The following is a 455-nucleotide window of genomic DNA, read 5'->3' on the forward strand; positions in this document are numbered from 1 at the left end:
AAGCCGCTGATCCCACCGGCAAGGGTGCGGCCGCAGGGCGGCGGAACGCAGGACACGCCTGATGAGACGCTGTTCGCGGCGATCGTCTACGTCCTGGTCAGCGGTTGCGCCTGGCGGGCATTGCCACCGTGCTTCGGGATATCGAAGTCGACCGCTCACCGCCGTTTCCTGATCTGGTCCAGAGCCGGCGTCTGGGGCCGCCTCCACGAGGCCGTCCTGCACCGGCTCGACGACGCCGGCCTCGTCGATGTCACCCGCGTCGTCCTCGACACGGCGCACGTCCGCGCTAAAAAGGGGGCGAACACACAGGTCCGAGCCCCGTGGACCGGGGCAAGCCGGGTTCCAAGATGCACATCCTGTCGGACGCGAACGGACTGCCCCTACTCGTCGGCGTCTCCGCCGGCAACGTCCACGACAGCGAAGGACTGAAGCCCATGGTCGAGGGTCACCAAACG

Annotated in this window: 1 pseudogene; it reads left to right on the forward strand. The window is 67.9% G+C overall.

Features of this window, described 5'->3' with window-relative positions:
• Positions 1–455: pseudogene (locus KVT45_RS55160) on the forward strand (IS5 family transposase); the annotation flags it as partial.

This window comes from Streptomyces sp. GbtcB6 (genome assembly GCF_019091475.1).
Classification (GTDB): Bacteria; Actinomycetota; Actinomycetes; order Streptomycetales; family Streptomycetaceae; genus Streptomyces; species Streptomyces hyaluromycini.